Source organism: Microbacterium sp. AK031 (assembly GCF_024807145.1).
GTDB lineage: Bacteria > Actinomycetota > Actinomycetes > Actinomycetales > Microbacteriaceae > Microbacterium.
Genome location: NZ_JANUCA010000005.1, coordinates 25,467 through 42,823, shown reverse-complemented (window position 1 = coordinate 42,823; position 17,357 = coordinate 25,467). Strand labels below are relative to the sequence as shown.

The window sequence follows — 17,357 nt, the reverse complement described above, 5'->3', positions numbered from 1 at the left end:
GTCGTGAAGCCTCTGATCATCCGGGTTGCGGGACTCGCGGCATCCGTCGTCATCGTGCTGTGGGGTGCGGCGACGCTCGCCTTCCTCGCATTCAGGGTGATCCCCGGCGATCCGGTCTCGGTGATGCTCGGGCCGCAGGCACAGGTGAGCGAGGCGGTCAAAGACGGCATACGGGCCGAACTCGGACTGGACCGCCCGCCGCTCGAGCAGTACTTCTCCTACCTCTGGCAACTGCTGCAGGGAAACCTGGGCGAGTCGTATCAGCTGCGGATGCCGGTGACCGAGGTGATCGGTCGCCAGCTCGGCGCCACAGTGCAGCTGACGGCACTCGCCCTCGTGATCGCGGTGGTTCTCGCCCTCGCCGTGGCATTGTTCGCCCGCGGCAGGGTGTCGCGCGGTGTCGTCGCCGGGCTAGAGCTCGTTGTGCTGTCGTCTCCGGTGTTCTGGATCGGCATCCTGCTTTTGAGCGTCTTCGCGTTCGGGCTGGGGTGGTTCCCGGTCTCCGGCACGCGCAATCCGGCGACGATCGTGCTCCCTGCCGTCACGCTCGCGCTGCCCGTCGCGGCTCTGCTCGGTCAGGTGCTGCGCGACGGCATCGAGGCGGCGGAGCGGCAGCCATGGGCGACCACGGTCCGTGCGCACGGGGCAGGACAAGTGCGCCTCACTGCCCACCACACGCTCCGCCATGGCGCCGCAGGTGCTCTCACCCTCGCCGCCTACCTCGTCGGATCGCTGCTGGGCGGCGCCGTTCTCGTCGAGACGGTGTTCGCCCGCCCGGGGCTCGGGCGCGTGACACTGTCGGCGATCACCGACCGCGACCTTCCGGTGATCACCGGGATCATCCTGTTCAGTGCGCTGGTGTTCGTGATAGTCAACCTCATCGTCGAGCTGCTGTACCCGTTGCTCGATCCGCGTCTGCGTCCCATCGACGCGCGCGTTCGGGAGGTGAGCGCATGAGCGTATCGCCCAGGTTGGACGGCCATGTGCGCACGGCACCGCAGGCAGGAGTCTCACGGCGAGTACTGCCCTGGGCGGCGCTCGCCGTTCTCGCCGTCGTCGCGACCATGGCGCTGTTCCCTCAGCTGATCGCGACGCACGACCCGCTGCGCACCGATGTGCGTGCCGCGTTGTCGCCGCCGAGTGCGTCGCACCTGTTCGGCACGGATCAGAGCGGGCGTGACGTGTTCTCCCGCGTCGTCCACGGCGCGGGTCGTTCGGTGGGAATCGGACTGCTCGCCACTGCGTTGGCGCTGGTGATCGGCCTCGTCGTCGGTGCGCTGTCCGGCATCGCCCCTCGGGCCATCGACGCGACGGTGATGCGTGTCACGGATGTGCTGCTCGCATTCCCGGAATTCCTCGTCGCGCTGGTGGTGGTGGCAGTGCTGGGACCCGGACCGACGAATGTCGCGATCGCCGTGACGATCGCGGCCGTCCCCGTGTACGTGCGACTTGCGCGGGTGCAGACGCGGTCGCTTTCCCTCGCCGAGCATGTCGAGGCGGCCCGCATTCTCGGGGTGCCGCCGATGCGGGCGTTCATCCGCCATGTGGTTCCCGGTGTGCTCGGCTCGCTCAGCGTGCTCGCGACGATCGGCATCGGCTCCAGCATCCTCGCAGCCGCAGGCCTCAGCTTCCTCGGACTCGGACCGATCGAACCGTCGCCGGAGTGGGGTCTCATGCTCTCGGGCGGGCGCAACGTGCTCGGCACGGCCTGGTGGATCGCCGTGTTCCCCGGTGTGGCGATCACGCTCACAGTGGTCTCAGCGACCATCGTCGGTCGGACGCTGCGCGCGCGGGCCGAGGGGAGGGCGTGATGAGCGCGCTCGTCGTGCAGGATCTGTCGATCACGATCCGTGGGATGCGTCTTGTCGACGGCGTGTCGTTCGACGTCGCACCCGGCGAATGTCTGGCCATCGTGGGAGAGTCCGGTGCCGGGAAGTCGCTCACGGCATCCGCGCTGCTCGGTCTGACGCCGGATGCCGCACTCGTCGCAGCCGACGTGCTCAGCGTCGACGGCGTGGATGCACGGGACTTCTCCGACTCCGACTGGCGTGAGCTGCGGGGGAACCGGATCGGGCTGGTCTCGCAGGATGCCCTGGTGTCGCTCGACCCTCTGCGACGCGTCGGCGCCGAGGTGGCAGAGCCTCTTGCGATTCACACCCGGCTGTCGAGACGCGAGCGTCGGGATCGGGCGGTCGAGCTGCTCGAATCGGTTTCCATGACGGATGCCGCGCGGCGTGCGGGCCAGTATCCGCACGAGCTCTCCGGCGGGCTGCGCCAGCGGGCGCTGATCGCCTCCGCACTCGCCGGTGGGCCGGCGGTGCTCGTCGCCGATGAGCCGACGACGGCGTTGGATGCCACGGTGCAGGCGCGCGTGCTCGGTCTGCTGCGTTCGATCGCGGATGCCGGCACGGCCGTGGTCTTCATAAGCCATGACATCGCGGCGGTGCGCTGTGTGGCTGATCGGGTGATGGTGATGCGCGCGGGGCGGGTAATCGAGCAGGGTGCGATCGCGGATGTGCTGGATGCGCCGCAGGAAGAATACACCCGTGAGCTGATCGCCGCGACGAGGCACGAGCCCCGTGCGGACCGCTTCGGCCTGGGGGACGCAGTGCTCACAGGCGTCGAGGTGTCGAAGGCTTTCTCGGGCATTCCGGCCGTCGACGGGGCGTCCTTCACACTGCTCCAGGGGCAGACTCTGGGGATCGTGGGGGAGTCGGGGTCTGGGAAGACCACGCTCGCACGCATGTTCGTCGGCGTGGAGAAGCCGGACTCCGGTGAGCTCCGTTGGAACGGCGAGCACAGGGTGCAGCTCGTGCATCAGAACCCGCTCGGAGCCTTCGATCCCCGTTGGACGATCGATCGGTCGCTTCGTGAGGCGCTGGAGGCGGGTGAGGTGCCGCGCGCCGCTCGTGCCGCGCGCGTGGCGGCGTTGATGGCCGAGGTGGGTCTCGACGCATCCCTCGGTCGACGCCGCCCGGCGCAGCTGTCCGGCGGGCAGAGGCAGCGTGCAGCGATCGCGAGAGCGCTCGCCGCAGACCCGGATGTGCTGGTGCTCGACGAGCCGGTGTCCGCGCTGGACCCGTCCGTGCGCGAGAAGGTGCTGCTGCTGCTCGGGCGTCTGCAGCGCGAGCGTGATCTCACGATGATCTTCGTCTCGCACGATCTCGACGTGGTCGCTGCGGTCTCCGACGACGTGCTCGTCATGCAGGACGGCGTCATCGTGGAGCAGGGTCCTGTGGCTGCGGTGTTCGCGGCCCCGCAGCATCCGTTCACGAAGGAGCTGCTCACGGCGTCTGCACCGACACCCCGGTGATGTTCTTTCAGCATTTTCTCAGGGTTGCTACGGTGGGGACGAGACAGCGACAGGGTGGTCGCTGCCGGAGAGGAATCCAGCTTTCATGACTCCTGTTCTGCTGATGTTCATCGGCTTGGCGATGTTCGTGTTCGGCTATTTCGTCTATTCGAAGTATTTGTCGAAGCGCGTGTACAAGCTCGACGCCTCTTTCAAGACGCCGGCGCACGAGCTCGAAGATGGCGTCGACTACGTGCCGACCAACAAATACATCCTGTGGGGGCACCACTTCACCTCGGTCGCCGGTGCAGCGCCCATCGTTGGTCCGGCGATCGCCGTGATCTGGGGTTGGCTCCCTGCTTTCCTCTGGGTCACGCTGGGCACCGTGCTCTTCGCCGGGATGCACGATCTCGGTGCGCTGTGGGCGTCGACGCGCAACAAGGGCCGCTCGATAGGTGCCCTCTCCGCCCGTTACATCGGCAAACGCGGGGCGAACCTGTTCCTCGTGGTCATCTTCCTGTTGCTGCTCATGGTCATCGCCGCCTTTGCGGTCGTCATCAAGAATCTGCTGATCAGCACCCCGACCGCGGTGATTCCCACCTGGGGAGCGATCGTGGTGGCGCTGCTGGTGGGCGTGGCGGTGTACCGGCTGCGCTGGCCGCTGGTGCCGATCACCATCGTCGGGGTCGTCGCACTGTACGCACTGATCGTGCTCGGCAACCAGGTGCCGGTCGTGCTGCCCGAGAGTACCCTGGGCATGAGCCCGGCGACGTTCTGGATCGTCGCGCTGTTCGTCTACGGGGCGATTGCCTCGCTGCTTCCGGTCTGGGTGCTGCTGCAGCCGCGCGACTACATCAATGGCGTACAGCTGTTCGTCGGCCTCGGTCTTCTGTACGGCGCCGTCCTCCTCGCCACCCTGTTCGCTGCAGACAAGCCGCAGATCGTCGCACCGATGATCAACATGGATCTGCCTGCCGGCACGCCGAGCCTCGTGCCATTGCTGTTCGTCACGATCGCCTGCGGTGCCATCTCAGGCTTCCACGGCATGGTGTCCTCCGGGACGAGCTCGAAGCAGCTCGACAAGGAGACCGATGCGCGTTTCGTCGGCTACTTCGGCGCTGTCGGGGAGGGGCTGCTCGCGCTGGGGACGATCCTCGCGGTCATCGGCGGCTTCCGCACCGTGGCCGAATGGGATGAGATCTACAGTTCGTTCGGTGCCGGCGGTGTCGGTGCGTTCGTCCAGGGAGGCGCGGCGCTCATGGAGAGCGGCATCGGTCTGCCGGCGTCGCTGAGCGCCACGGTGCTCGCGACGATGGCAGTGCTGTTCGCCGCGACGACGATGGACACCGGTATGCGATTGCTGCGATTCGTCGTGCAGGAGATCGGCGATTCCATGCGAATCCGTGTCACTAAGATCCCGGCGACGATCATCGTCGTCATCGTCGGACTCGGCCTGACGTTCTCCCAGGGACTCGGCGGCGATGGAGGTCTGCGGATCTGGCCGCTGTTCGGCACGACGAACCAGTTGATGGCGTCGCTGACGCTGTCGATCATCGCGGTGATGCTCATCCGCAAGCGCCGCAACCCGTTGCCGGCCCTTCTTCCATTGGCGTTCGTATTCATCATGTCGTTCTGGGCGGCGATCGATCAGCTCACGTCCTTTGCTGACCCGGCCCAGCCCGACTGGCTGCTGTTCGTGCTCGATGTCATCATCATCATCGCGAGCATCTGGGTTGCCATCGAGGCGGTCATCGCCATGCGCAAGGCGGCGCGAGAACCGCCCGAACCGGAAGACGACGACGTCAATGCGCAGGCGGTTCGCGAGGAGGTCTGATTCGTGAAGAACCGTGCGGCGGCCCAGCGTCTGTACCGACGCTGGGCCGCCTTCCGGGACGGATTGACCGAGTATTACGCGGGGCCGTACCGGCAGACGCTGGCTCGGGAGCGACGTGATGAGGACGACCTGTTCACCATGGTCGTTCTCGGCGAGGCACTCGGGGTACCGGATCCCGCAGCGTATTACAGTGCAGAATTGATGCCGATGCTTGCAGAGGACTTCCACGCCTGGCACCGAAGGATGGGGATGCCCCGCTCACCCCTGGACCAGGTCTCTTGCTGCTGACGGACCCTCGCCGCCGGATTCTCTTCATCGGCGGCAAGGGCGGCGTGGGCAAGACTTCTCTTGCTTCGGCGATCGCGCTGGCGAGAGCGAGAGAGGGTGCGCGGGTGCTGGTGGTCTCGACCGATCCAGCGCACAACCTCGGTCATCTCTGGGAGCGGGAGGTCGGTGATGCTCCCGTTCGCCTGGCACAGCCCGGTGCGCACGGCGGCACACTCGATGGCATGGAGATCGACCCCGAGGCGACGATCGAGAGACATCTGTCTGCCGTCGAGCAGACCATGACCAGGTTGCTGCCCGAGCGGCAGCATGCCGAGGCGCGTGCCCACCTGGAACGCGCGCGTCACGCCCCCGGCAGCCACGAAGCCGCGGTACTCGAGCGGATCGCGGAGGCCGCCGAGCTCGGGGAGCGCGAATACGATCTGGTGGTGTTCGATACCGCGCCGTCTGGACACACGCTTCGCCTGCTCGCGCTTCCAGGGCAACTGGCGGGCTGGACCGAGACTCTGCTGCGCAACCGGGACCGCTCTGAACGATTCTCCGCGGCGATGCGCGGGTTGACGGGGAAGGCCGATCCTGCGCCCTCGGCTGACGCGAAGTTGCGACGATTGCTGCAGCGTCGCCGCGAGCGTTTCGAGAACCTGCAGCGGGCCATCACCGATTCTGAGCGCGCCGGCTTCGTGGTCGTGTTCACCGCGGAGGCTCTGCCGGTGGCAGAGACGCTCGAGGTCGTCGACACGCTGACAGGGATGCGCGTGCATATCGTCGCTCTCGTGGCCAATCGTCGCTCTCCGGCTGATGCGGGCGAGCTGCTGCACCGGCGGCGCGTCATGGAGGATCGTCAACTGGAGTCGGTTCGGGCGAGAATTCCGGGGACGCCGCTCGTGGAGGTGCCGCTGGTTGCGGGTGAACTCACGGGTTTCGCCGCGCTGGAGAACCTCGCAGCACTCCTCGTGACATCACCTCGCTGACCCGCGTGTGCCGCGATCTGCGCCGGTTCGGACCGCGCGGGACTCAGTCCTTGATCTGAATGCCCAGCCCCGCAGCGATCGCGGGCGCGAGCTTCTGGATCTGGAACGTCGTGAGAGTGGTGCCGCGCAGGCCGTTGGCATCGGTGAAGATCTCGGCGTCGAGTCCGCGCAGGTCGACGTCCTTCGCGCGCAGACCGCGCGGGTCGACTTCATCACTGCGGCAGGCGACGAACGCCATCCGGGTGATCTCGGCCTGGGGAAGATCCAGCGTGCGGATCGTGGAGTCTGCGATGAGGATGTCCGATCCTTTCGCGCCCCCGAACGTCAGGTAGTCGATGCGCACGTCGCGGATCTCCAGCTCGTCGAGGCGGCTGCCACTGAGATCGAGCGTGCCGATGCGTCCGCCGGTGATGCGCAGACGACGGATGCCGGCGTTCCGCAATGACATGGAGGCGACGCGCAGATCCTTCGCATCTACATCGAGCACTGTGGCGCCGGTGAGGTCGACGCGCTCGGCATCCGCCGTGAGCACGCACTGCTCGAGCGAGGAGTGGGCGAGGTCGACGTCGCCGGACAAGTGCAGCGTCGCCTGGAGGAGGTCTGCGCCGCGCGCCGGCTCGACGCGTTCGAGATGCCGCGGCAGATCCGGTTCGGAGACACGGGGAGGAGCAGGAGAGACGGATGCGCGAGCCACCCCTTGAGCGTATGCGGTGCAGCGGACATATCCGGCCGAAGCGCTGCGCCGGGCCAATCCATTCGCCGGCCCAGGCGCGGGGTACAGCGCACCGCGCGTACAATGGACGCACACGCTTTGATCCGGCCATCACCGGGGAGCTCTCGGAAGAACAGTCGCAAGGCCCAGTAGAACCGAGCGGGGCAGGCCCGTCATCGCCGCAGTGAGAGTGGCAGTGCCGTGAGGCACCGCACGCGAGGTGGTACCGCGGTCCGCGAGGATCGTCCTCGCACGGAGCATCCGCCACGAGCACTGCGAGACACGATGACATACCCACGCCCTTCATCCTTCGGCCCTGCCGCCGACGTCGCCCCCAGCCCTCGGTTCCCGCAGATCGAGCGCGAGGTGCTCGACTTCTGGGAGGAGGACGACACCTTCCGCGCATCCATCGCGCAGCGTGAGGGCGCCGAGGAGTGGGTCTTCTACGACGGCCCGCCGTTCGCCAACGGCCTGCCTCACTACGGCCACCTGCTCACCGGGTACGCCAAGGACCTCTTCCCCCGGTTCCAGACCATGATCGGCAAGAAGGTCGACCGCGTCTTCGGCTGGGACACGCACGGCCTGCCCGCAGAGCTCGAGGCGATGAAGCAGCTCGGCATCACCGAGAAGAGCGAGATCGAAGCCATGGGCATCGACACGTTCAATGCCAAGGCGCGCGAGTCGGTGCTGGCATACACCGATCAGTGGCAGGAGTATGTCACCCGCCAGGCGCGCTGGGTCGACTTCGAGCGCGGCTACAAGACGCTCGACACGAACTACATGGAGAGCGTGCTCTGGGCGTTCAAGACCCTGTACGACAAGGGGCTCGCTTACGAGGGCTACCGCGTGCTGCCGTACTGCTGGCGCGACGAGACGCCGCTCAGCGCCCACGAGCTGCGCATGGACGACGACGTCTACAAGATGCGTCAGGACCCGTCCGTGACCGTGACGTTCCCGCTCACCGGCGTCAAAGCCGAGTCGCTAGGGCTCACCGGCGTGCGCGCCCTCGCATGGACGACGACCCCGTGGACCCTCCCGACCAACCTCGCGCTCGCCGTGGGACCGGAGATCGAGTACGTCGTTCTTCCTGCAGGTCCCGGCGGCGCAGCCGACGTGCACAACGCCGGTGAGCCGGTCGAAGCATCCGCACACCGCTACCTGCTGGCCCGCGATCTGCTCGCCGGCTACGCCAAGGATCTCGGCTACGAGTCGGCGGCGGATGCTGTCGCCGCCGTCGACGTGACGCTCACAGGCGCCCAACTGCAGGACGTCACCTATGACCACCTGTTCGACTACTACGCCGACGCCGAGACCTATGGCACCGAGAACGCGTGGCGCATCCTCGCTGACGACTACGTCACCACCACCGACGGCACCGGCATCGTCCACCAGGCGCCCGCCTACGGTGAGGACGACCAGCGAGTGGCCGGCGCGGCCGGCATCCCGACGATCATCTCCCTCGATGACGGTGGACGGTTCCTACCGAACGTCACCGACGTCGCCGGCGAGCTGTGGATGGACGCCAACCGCCCGCTCATCCGCCTGCTCAAGGACAGTGGACGACTCGTGCGCGAGGCCAGCTACGAGCACTCCTACCCGCACTGCTGGCGTTGCCGGAACCCCCTGATCTACAAGGCCGTCTCGAGCTGGTTCGTCCGTGTCACCGACATCAAGGACAAGATGCTCGCGAACAACGAGCAGATCACCTGGGTTCCGGAGAACGTCAAGCACGGGCAGTTCGGCAAGTGGCTCGAGGGCGCGCGCGACTGGTCGATCAGCCGCAACCGCTACTGGGGCTCTCCCATCCCGATCTGGAAGAGCGACGACCCGGAATACCCGCGCGTCGACTCGTACGGGTCGCTGGCGGATCTGGAGCGCGACTTCGGCACGCTGCCGCGCAACCCAGAGGGTGAAGTCGACCTGCACCGGCCGTACATCGACGAGCTGACGCGTCCGAACCCCGACGACCCGACGGGGAAGTCGACCATGCGCCGCATAGAGGACGTCTTCGACGTCTGGTTCGACTCCGGATCCATGCCCTACGCGCAGGTGCACTACCCGTTCGAGAACCAGGAGTGGTTCGACTCGCACTCGCCGGCCGACTTCATCGTCGAGTACATCGGGCAGACCCGTGGCTGGTTCTACCTGATGCACGTGCTGTCGACCGCGCTGTTCGACCGTCCGGCGTTCACCGGCGTCAGCTGCCACGGCATCGTGCTCGGCAACGACGGCTACAAGATGTCGAAATCGCTGCGCAACTACCCGGATGTCTCCGAGGTGCTCGACCGTGACGGCTCCGACGCGATGCGCTGGTTCCTGATGTCGAGCTCGGTGCTGCGGGGCGGCAACCTCGCCGTCACGGAGGAGGGCATCCGTGCCGGCGTGCGGGAGTTCCTGCTGCCGCTGTGGAGCTCGTGGTACTTCTTCGCGACGTATGCGAACGCCTCCGACGGATACGAAGCCACGTGGCGCACGGACTCGACCGACGTGCTCGATCGCTACATCCTGGCACGCACCGGCGACCTCGTCCGTGAGGTCCGAGCCGATCTCGAGGGACTCGACTCGACTTCAGCATCCGCTCGTCTTCGCGACTTCGCCGAGGTGCTGACGAACTGGTACATCCGTCGCTCCCGTGATCGGTTCTGGACCGGCGTGACCGACGATCCGAAGAGCCGCGAGGCGTTCGACACGCTCTACACCGTGCTCGAGACGCTCACCCGTGTCGCTGCGCCCCTCGTGCCGCTGGTCAGTGAGCGGGTCTGGCAGGGCCTCACCGGTGGCCGCAGCGTGCATCTGACCGATTGGCCGGATGCTGAGGCATTCCCCGCCGCGGATGACATCCGCGATGCGATGGATGCCGTGCGCGAACTCTCCAGCGTCGGCAACGCCCTGCGCAAGAAGGAGAAGCTGCGCGTGCGTCTGCCGCTCGCGCGCTTCAGCGTCGTGTCGCCGCTCGCGAACACGTTGGGCCAGTTCGAGGACATCCTGCGCGACGAGCTCAACGTGAAGTCCGTGGAGCTCGTGCAGCTCACCGACACCGCGGCGGCGGAATACGGCATCAGCCACCGCCTGAGCGTGAATGCACGTGCGGCAGGACCCCGCCTGGGCAAGCAGGTGCAGCATGTCATCGCCGGTGCCAGAGCCGGGCTATGGGAGGAGAAGGACGGGGCTGTCGTCGTCGACGGGATCGCTCTCGAGCCCGCCGAGTACGAGCTCGCGCTCGAGACGACAGGTCGGCCGGAGGGTGAGGCCCTCGCGATTGTGCCGAGTGGCGGTTTCGTGCTGCTCGACACGCAGACAACCCCGGAGCTGGAATCCGAAGGGATGGCCCGCGATGCGATCCGCGTCGTGCAGGAGGCGCGCAAGAACGCCGGTCTCGACGTGAGCGACCGGATCGTGCTGGCGCTGAACGTCTCTCCGGAGAACTCTGACGCGCTGCGCACGCATGCTGAGCTGATCGCGGGGGAGACCCTCGCCATCGCCTTCGCCGTGCAGGCGACCGACGACATGGACGAACTGATCAAGTCCGTGACCAGCCCCGGTGACGGCGTCTTCCGCAGCGGCGCCACCGCGCTCGGATCGGACAAGTCCGCGATCATCGTCACGATCGACTCCAATATCGAAGGGGCATCCGCATGAGCGACCGCAAGCGCGCAGACGCCGTATACGAGGCTCTGCTGAGCCGGGCGGGCGAGCGCTGGGTGCAGCCGCGCAAGGAGCGCACAGCGCGCATCCTCGAGCTCCTCGACGATCCGCAGCGCACGTACCGCGTCGTGCACATCACCGGCACCAACGGGAAGACGTCGACCGCTCGCATGATCGAGAGCCTGGTGCGGGCACATGGGCTGCGCACCGGTCTGTTCACGAGTCCTCACCTCGAGCGATTCACAGAGCGCATCATGATCGACGGCGAGCCCATCGACGACGGTGCGGTCGCCGACGCCTGGGACGAGATCGAGCCCTTCGTGTCGATCGTGGATGCTGAGCTCGAGAAGACGGGCGATGCACCGCTGACGTTCTTCGAGCTGCTCACCGTGCTGGCGTTCGTCGCGGCATCGGATGCCCCGGTCGATGTGCTCGTGCTCGAAGTGGGCATGGGCGGCTCCTGGGATTCCACGAACACCGCAGACGGCGATGTCGCGGTGTTCGCTCCGATCGCCATCGACCACGCCGACCGACTCGGCGACACGATCGCAGCGATCGCGGAGGTCAAGGCCGGCATCATCAAGGAGGGCGCTGCCGTGGTGTCAGCCCAGCAGCCCGCCGAGGCCGCCGAAGTGCTGCGCAGGGTCGCGAGCTCGAAGAACGCCACCATCGCGTTCGAGGGTGAGGAGTTCGGACTCACCGATCAGAAGCTCGCCGTCGGCGGACAGCTGCTGACCATTCGCGGGCTCGCCGGCGCCTATGTCGAGGAGTACCTGCCTCTGTACGGCGCGCACCAGGGGCACAACGCTGCCCTCGCCGTGGCGGCCGTGGAGTCGCTGATCGGCGCAGGCACGCAGCACATCGCCGGCGACATCATCACCGACGGTCTGCAAGGTGCGACATCACCAGGGCGGCTCCAGCTGCTCGGGATCGCACCGACCGTGGTCGTGGACGCCGCGCACAACCCGCACGGCGCCAAGGCGCTCGCGCAGTCGCTGGACGACAGCTTCGACTTCGACGAGTGGGGGCTGGTGCTCGGTGTTCTCGCCGACAAGGACGCAGCCGGCATCATCGCCGAGCTCGCCCCGGCGGTGTCCCATGTGTTCGCGACCGCGCCGGAGAGCGAGCGGGCGAGCGATGCAGACGTCATCGCCGATCTCGTTGAATCCACCGGACAGCGCGCCACGGTGCATCCGACGCTTGCAGACGCGGCAGACGCGGCACGCGAGTGGGCAGCATCGTCGGATCGTCGCGCCGTCGTGATCGCCGGATCCATCGTGCTCGCAGGAGAAGCGATCGCGCTTGCGGAGGAAGAGGACTGGAAGTCGGGGTGGCGCGCATGAGCGACGCCGCGCCCGCGCCGCGCCCCGCCCGTGCTCCGCGAACCCTCGTGCAGAAGCTCGCTCCGATCGTCCTCGGTTTCGAGGCCATCGTCGTACTGCTCGTCGGCCTCACGATCTTCGGCCTCAATTCGCTGCCCTGGGGTCTGCCGCAGTGGTGGGCGATCGTCGGAGGCGTCATCGTTGCGGTCGCGATGGTGGCCGTCGCCGGAATGATCACGAGGCCCTGGGCGATCAGCGCCGGCTGGGTGCTGCAGGTGATCGTCGCACTGTCGGCGTTCTTCGTGCCGGCCGTCCTGCTCGTCGTTCTGGTTTTCGGTGGCATGTGGGCGTATGCGACGATCATGGGGGCCCGTCTGGACGCACGACGTCCTGACGAGCCGAGCCGACTCACTGAAGAAACCGACACTCACACAGAGAGCGATTGACATGGCCACTGAAGAAACCCTCGTCCTCGTCAAGCCCGACGGCGTCGCCCGCGGCCTCACCGGCACGATTCTCGCCCGCATCGAGGCCAAGGGCTACGCGCTCGTCGACATCCGTCTGGTCGAGCCCGACCGTGATGTGCTCGCCGAGCACTACGCCGAGCACGAGGGCAAGCCGTTCTACGAGCCCCTGCTCGAGTTCATGATGTCCGGCCCGTCCGTGGCGATCCGCCTCACCGGCAACCGCGTGATCGAGGGATTCCGCTCGCTGGCGGGCACGACCGACCCCACCACCGCCGCACCCGGCACGATCCGCGGTGATCTCGGACGCGACTGGGGCCTCGCAGTGCAGCAGAACCTCGTGCACGGATCGGACAGCCCAGAGTCTGCCGCACGCGAGCTCGGAATCTGGTTCGCCTGACCTGAACAGCGCCTCGACTGATCCTGACAGCACGAAGCCCGCCGGAGTCCTGCACAGGAGCCGGCGGGCTTCGTCGTGTTCGGGCTCGGCTCCCGTCAGACGATCATCCCGACGACCTCTCCGAGCAGGTCGAGGCCGCGCAGCTGAATGAGAGCGATGACGACGGCGTAGACGAGGATCGTCGCGAGCGGAACCCAGATCATCAGGCGACCGGCTCGTTCACGGAAACGCTCTGATCTGCTGAACGTGCCGTTGCGCGCCAGATGCACCATCGTCGCCAAGAAGGTCGGGATCGTGATCGCCCACGTGAGCATGCACCAGGGGCACAGGACGCCGAGGTTCGTCGCATAGAGGCTCTGCCAGATCAGCCAGCCGACGAATCCGATCGCGAAGGTCATCCCGGCGCCGAATGCCGCCCAGAACCAGCGGGGGAAGCGGGCTCCGGCGAGCACCGCCACGCCGACGACGAGGGGCGCCATCCAACCGGTGAGTCCGATGATCGGGTTGGGGAAACCGAAGATCTCGCCCTGCCATGAATCTAGATTCTTGCCACACTGGATCATGACGCTGACGTTGCAGTTCAGATCGGCATCCGGATTCTCGAGTTGGATGAATTTGTCGATCGTGAGCTGGAACGCCGCCCACCAGCCGATCACACTGGCGACGATCAGCCAGATTCCGAAGCCGACGGGGCGGGTGCGCTGCTCGCTCATGTCGTGATTATCTCAGCGGTTCCTATGGATCCGGGCTCATTCGCGCGGTCTGAACCGGTTCCGCTACACGGCGCAGACGGCGCGGATGCCGCGAACTGGGCAACATGATGCGATAATGAGATCTGATGCATCGAGCGGCGCAGCCGTGAAACGCATCGACGCAGACTTCGGGGTCCAATGCCCCTCGCGATCAGAGCCATGAGCCGGTCGCAAACCGAGTGAGTTCGCGGCACCCGCGGGTGCCGCATGAGATTTCGCGGAGCACCTGTTGCTCCGCGCAGGGAGTTAGCCAGAGATGGCCGATGAGAACAATGACAACAACACCCCTACCCTCGACGCGCACACGGAGGCTCCGGTAGCACCGCAGGATTCGCTTCCCGCACCGGATCCGGTCGCTGAGACCGAGCAGGCTGCTGAAGCCGAGCAGGCGGCTGAGCCTGAGCAGGCCTCCGAGCCTGAGCAGGCCTCTGAGCCTGAGCAGGCGGAGCCCGTCGCAGAAGATGCGCCGACCGCACCGACGGACTCCGAGCCGATCACGGCGGTCACACTGGGCCTTCTTCCGGAGGTCTTCGTCTCGCAGGTCTCGACCCAGCTGCGCTTCTACGCACCGGAGATCGTTCCGCTGCCTGCACTGTCTGGGCGCGACCGTGATCGTGACCCGCGTGGCGGGCGTGATCGCGACATCCGCGAGAGCGACGAGGATGACGCACCCGCGGCACGCCGCGGGCGTCGTCGTCGCGGCGGCAGCAGCGAGAGTGACGACCAGCGCGAGGAGCCGCGTCAGCGTCAGCGCGCCGTCGAGTACATCACAGAGCCGAAGGCGATCAAGGGTTCCACTCGCCTCGAGGCCAAGAAGCAGCGTCGTCGTGACGGTCGGGATGCCGGTCGGCGTCGCCCTGTCGTGACCGAGGCCGAGTTCCTCGCACGTCGTGAATCCGTCGACCGCAAGATGGTCGTGCGCTCCAAGAACTCGCGCACCCAGATCGGCGTTCTCGAGGACGGTGTACTCGTGGAGCACTACGTCGCCCGCAACCAGGACGCGTCGCTGATCGGCAACGTCTATCTCGGTCGCGTGCAGAACGTGCTGCCGAGCATGGAGGCGGCCTTCGTCGACATCGGCCGCGGACGCAACGCGGTGCTCTACTCCGGTGAAGTCGACTGGGATGGCGTCGAGACCGGCAACCAGCCCCGGCGCATCGAGCTGGCACTGAAGCCGGGCGACCGCGTCCTCGTGCAGGTCACGAAGGATCCGGTTGGGCACAAGGGTGCTCGCCTCACCAGCCAGATCTCCCTTCCCGGTCGGTACCTCGTGTATGTGCCGAACGGGTCCATGAACGGCATCTCGCGCAAGCTTCCCGACAACGAGCGAGCCCGCCTCAAGCGCATCCTCAAGGAGGTGCTGCCCGAGTCCTCCGGCGTCATCGTGCGCACCGCTGCAGAAGGCGCGACGGAAGACCAGTTGACACGCGATGTGCAGCGCCTCACCACGCAGTGGGAGCACATCCGCAAGCAGGTCGACAACCAGTCGGCCCCCGCGCTGCTGCACGCCGAGCCCGATCTTCTCGTCAAGATCGTCCGAGACGTCTTCAACGAGGACTTCACGAAGATGCTGATCCAGGGCGAGGATGCGCAGCAGACCATCCGGGCATATCTGGAAAGCGTCGCTCCCGACCTTCTCGAGCGCGTCGAGCCGTACGAGGACGAGACCGATCCGTTCGATGCGTTCCGCATCACTGAGCAGATAGAGAAGGCACTCGACCGCAAGGTATGGCTGCCCTCCGGCGGCTCGCTCGTCATCGACCGCACCGAGGCGATGACGGTCGTAGACGTCAACACGGGCAAGTTCGTGGGATCAGGCGGAAACCTCGAGGAGACCGTCACCAAGAACAACCTCGAGGCAGCGGAGGAGATCGTCCGTCAGCTGCGGCTGCGCGACATCGGCGGCATCATCGTCGTCGATTTCATCGACATGGTGCTCGAGTCCAACCGCGACCTCGTACTCCGCCGCCTCATCGAGTGCCTCAGCCGCGACCGCACGAAGCACCAGGTCGCAGAGGTCACCTCGCTCGGCCTCGTGCAGATGACACGCAAGAAGCTCGGCCTCGGTCTGTTGGAGACCTTCAGTGAGCCCTGCGAGGTCTGCGCCGGCCGTGGCGTCGTCGTGCATCACGATCCTGTGGTCAAGCACCGTTCGAGCTCCACCAATGGCGGCTCGTCGAACAATCGTCGCCAGCGCGGCGGGAACGGCCAGTCGAGTCAGAGCACTCAGCCGTCGAGCGCGGCGACCCACAGCATCCCCGAAGGCGCCAAGACGGCCCTCGCGCAGATCGCCGCGTCGACGCGCGCTCCGAGTGCGGAAACTGCAGCGGAGGCCGTTGCCGAGGCGCCTGCAACGGCTCACGCCGAGCAGCCGGCCGCGGCAGAGCGTCCGAAGAAGCCCCGCAAGAAGCGCCCATCCGAGCGCGGCAAGGCGGCGCCGAAGACTCAGGCCGAGCAGTTGCTCGATTCCGTGCTGGATGCCCTTCCCGAGCCGAAGGCGCCGGGTCAGGGTCGCAACAGGCGTCGGGTGACGACGGCGGCACTCACAGGCACCCCGGTGTCCGTGAACTCGTCAGCGACGGCGGTCGCGGGCGGGGATTCGGAGTCCTGAGGCAATCAATCTCCTCGTGAGCTCCTTGCCGCCGACGTGCACGGCGCCGGCGGCGATGAGCCGGGGGAGTGCGTCGGCAGGCACATCGTAGTGATCGAGATCGAAGGCCCGAGCCGGAAGGTCGTTGAGGAGCGCGAACGCGTGGAGTTCCTCAAGGCTGTCTTCGCTGACCAGGTGTGCCCAGAGCCGTCCGTGCGCAGGCCATATAGGGTCGTCGATCAGAACGGTCACCCAGCGATCCTACGGCGCCGAACACGCGAGTCGGCTCGCTTTGCGACTCAGCGATCTATCCGGTAAAGTTGTCCTTTGGTGCGCGAGCTGAGTCGTCCCCACGGGTCGGCGCGGTACAGCCTTGTGCTCGCACCCGTCGGACTTGCGACGAACGCAGGCACAGTCTTCCCGTGAGATTTACGGAGCCGTGAGCTCCCCAACGAAACAGGTATGAAGTGGTTTACGCAGTAGTGCGCGCCGGTGGACGGCAGGAGAAGGTCGAGGTCGGCACGATCGTTCAGCTCGACCGTGTCAAGGCCGCCCAGGGCGAGAAGATCGAGCTGGCCGCAGTGCTCCTCGTCGACGGCGCAACGGTGACCACCGACGCCGACAAGCTGGCCAAGGTGAAGGTGACCGCTGAGGTCATCGGCAACCTCCGCGGCCCGAAGATCATCATCCAGAAGTTCAAGAACAAGACCGGCTACAAGAAGCGCCAGGGCCACCGTCAGGACCTCACGCGCGTCAAGATCACCGGCATCAAGTAAGCACAGAAGAGGCTCAGGACATGGCACACAAAAAGGGCGCAAGCTCCACCCGCAACGGTCGTGACTCCAACGCCCAGCGACTTGGCGTGAAGCGCTTCGGCGGTCAGCAGGTCAGCGCAGGCGAGATCATCGTCCGTCAGCGCGGCACCCACTTCCACCCCGGCATCAACGTCGGCCGTGGCGGTGACGACACGCTGTTCGCTCTCGAGGCGGGCGCTGTCGCATTCGGCGCGAAGGGCGGCCGCAAGGTCGTCAACATCGTCGCCGCTGCTGCCGAGTAATCGCAGCACAGCACACATCCGGTTCGGGGCGGG

General features: G+C 66.6%; 16 protein-coding genes. 13 read left to right on the top strand and 3 right to left on the bottom strand.

The window, feature by feature from the left end:
• Positions 1-3 precede the first annotated feature (3 nt).
• The 6 genes from HDC95_RS10785 to HDC95_RS10760 all read left to right on the top strand — a co-directional run bounded on the left by HDC95_RS10785 (position 4) and on the right by HDC95_RS10760 (position 6,382).
• A complete protein-coding gene (locus HDC95_RS10785) occupies positions 4-957 on the top strand; it encodes an ABC transporter permease (RefSeq protein WP_259063470.1) in 954 nt (317 codons plus the stop codon).
• Positions 954-1,811, top strand: coding sequence for an ABC transporter permease (locus HDC95_RS10780; RefSeq protein ID WP_259063468.1), 858 nt, complete (start codon positions 954-956; stop codon positions 1,809-1,811). Before HDC95_RS10785 ends, HDC95_RS10780 begins: the two co-directional genes overlap by 4 nt.
• Positions 1,811-3,313: an ABC transporter ATP-binding protein gene (locus HDC95_RS10775; protein WP_259063466.1), complete on the top strand. Its 1,503-nt coding sequence runs from the start codon at positions 1,811-1,813 to the stop codon at positions 3,311-3,313. Before HDC95_RS10780 ends, HDC95_RS10775 begins: the two co-directional genes overlap by 1 nt.
• Before the next feature lie 85 nt (positions 3,314-3,398).
• Positions 3,399-5,126, top strand: coding sequence for a carbon starvation protein A (locus HDC95_RS10770; RefSeq protein ID WP_259063465.1), 1,728 nt, complete (start codon positions 3,399-3,401; stop codon positions 5,124-5,126).
• 3 nt (positions 5,127-5,129) lie between these two features.
• Positions 5,130-5,414 carry a cory-CC-star protein gene (locus HDC95_RS10765; protein ID WP_259063464.1) on the top strand — a complete coding sequence of 95 codons (285 nt, stop codon included), beginning with the start codon at positions 5,130-5,132 and terminating at the stop codon, positions 5,412-5,414.
• The gene (locus HDC95_RS10760; RefSeq protein ID WP_259063463.1) at positions 5,405-6,382 is read left to right on the top strand and encodes an ArsA family ATPase; all 978 of its coding nucleotides are present in this window, start codon (positions 5,405-5,407) and stop codon (positions 6,380-6,382) included. The genes HDC95_RS10765 and HDC95_RS10760 overlap by 10 nt, the downstream gene beginning before the upstream one ends.
• Before the next feature lie 43 nt (positions 6,383-6,425).
• On the opposite strand, the gene HDC95_RS10755 is transcribed toward HDC95_RS10760, so the two are convergent.
• Positions 6,426-7,076, bottom strand: a complete 651-nt coding sequence (locus HDC95_RS10755; protein WP_259063461.1) for a pentapeptide repeat-containing protein — start codon at positions 7,074-7,076, stop codon at positions 6,426-6,428.
• Positions 7,077-7,379: 303 nt separating this feature from the next.
• On the opposite strand from HDC95_RS10755, the gene ileS reads away from it, so the two are divergent.
• The 4 genes from ileS to ndk are packed head-to-tail and all read left to right on the top strand — an operon-like array spanning position 7,380 to position 12,925.
• Positions 7,380-10,733, top strand: coding sequence for an isoleucine--tRNA ligase (ileS, locus tag HDC95_RS10750; protein ID WP_259063460.1), 3,354 nt, complete (start codon positions 7,380-7,382; stop codon positions 10,731-10,733).
• Entirely contained in the window at positions 10,730-12,082 is a 1,353-nt protein-coding gene (locus tag HDC95_RS10745) for a folylpolyglutamate synthase/dihydrofolate synthase family protein (RefSeq protein WP_259063459.1), read from the top strand. Before ileS ends, HDC95_RS10745 begins: the two co-directional genes overlap by 4 nt.
• A complete protein-coding gene (locus HDC95_RS10740) occupies positions 12,079-12,507 on the top strand; it encodes a DUF4233 domain-containing protein (protein WP_259063458.1) in 429 nt (142 codons plus the stop codon). Before HDC95_RS10745 ends, HDC95_RS10740 begins: the two co-directional genes overlap by 4 nt.
• A gap of 1 nt (position 12,508) precedes the next feature.
• A complete protein-coding gene (gene ndk, locus HDC95_RS10735; RefSeq protein WP_259063457.1) occupies positions 12,509-12,925 on the top strand; it encodes a nucleoside-diphosphate kinase in 417 nt (138 codons plus the stop codon).
• Positions 12,926-13,020: 95 nt separating this feature from the next.
• On the opposite strand, the gene HDC95_RS10730 is transcribed toward ndk, so the two are convergent.
• Entirely contained in the window at positions 13,021-13,638 is a 618-nt protein-coding gene (locus tag HDC95_RS10730; protein WP_259063456.1) for a vitamin K epoxide reductase family protein, read from the bottom strand.
• 295 nt (positions 13,639-13,933) lie between these two features.
• On the opposite strand from HDC95_RS10730, the gene HDC95_RS10725 reads away from it, so the two are divergent.
• Positions 13,934-16,288 (top strand): Rne/Rng family ribonuclease, encoded by a 2,355-nt coding sequence (locus tag HDC95_RS10725; RefSeq protein ID WP_259063455.1) that lies wholly within the window; start codon positions 13,934-13,936, stop codon positions 16,286-16,288.
• On the opposite strand, the gene HDC95_RS10720 is transcribed toward HDC95_RS10725, so the two are convergent.
• On the bottom strand, positions 16,250-16,519 hold the full coding sequence (locus HDC95_RS10720; RefSeq protein ID WP_259063454.1) for a DUF4031 domain-containing protein: 270 nt from the start codon (positions 16,517-16,519) through the stop codon (positions 16,250-16,252). The two genes, HDC95_RS10725 and HDC95_RS10720, sit on opposite strands and share 39 nt — an antisense overlap.
• A 215-nt stretch (positions 16,520-16,734) precedes the next feature.
• On the opposite strand from HDC95_RS10720, the gene rplU reads away from it, so the two are divergent.
• Together rplU and rpmA are read left to right on the top strand one after the other, a co-directional pair.
• Positions 16,735-17,043 (top strand): 50S ribosomal protein L21, encoded by a 309-nt coding sequence (rplU, locus tag HDC95_RS10715; protein ID WP_033107562.1) that lies wholly within the window; start codon positions 16,735-16,737, stop codon positions 17,041-17,043.
• A 20-nt stretch (positions 17,044-17,063) separates the two neighbouring features.
• Positions 17,064-17,324 carry a 50S ribosomal protein L27 gene (rpmA, locus tag HDC95_RS10710; RefSeq protein ID WP_259063452.1) on the top strand — a complete coding sequence of 87 codons (261 nt, stop codon included), beginning with the start codon at positions 17,064-17,066 and terminating at the stop codon, positions 17,322-17,324.
• Positions 17,325-17,357: the final 33 nt, after the last annotated feature.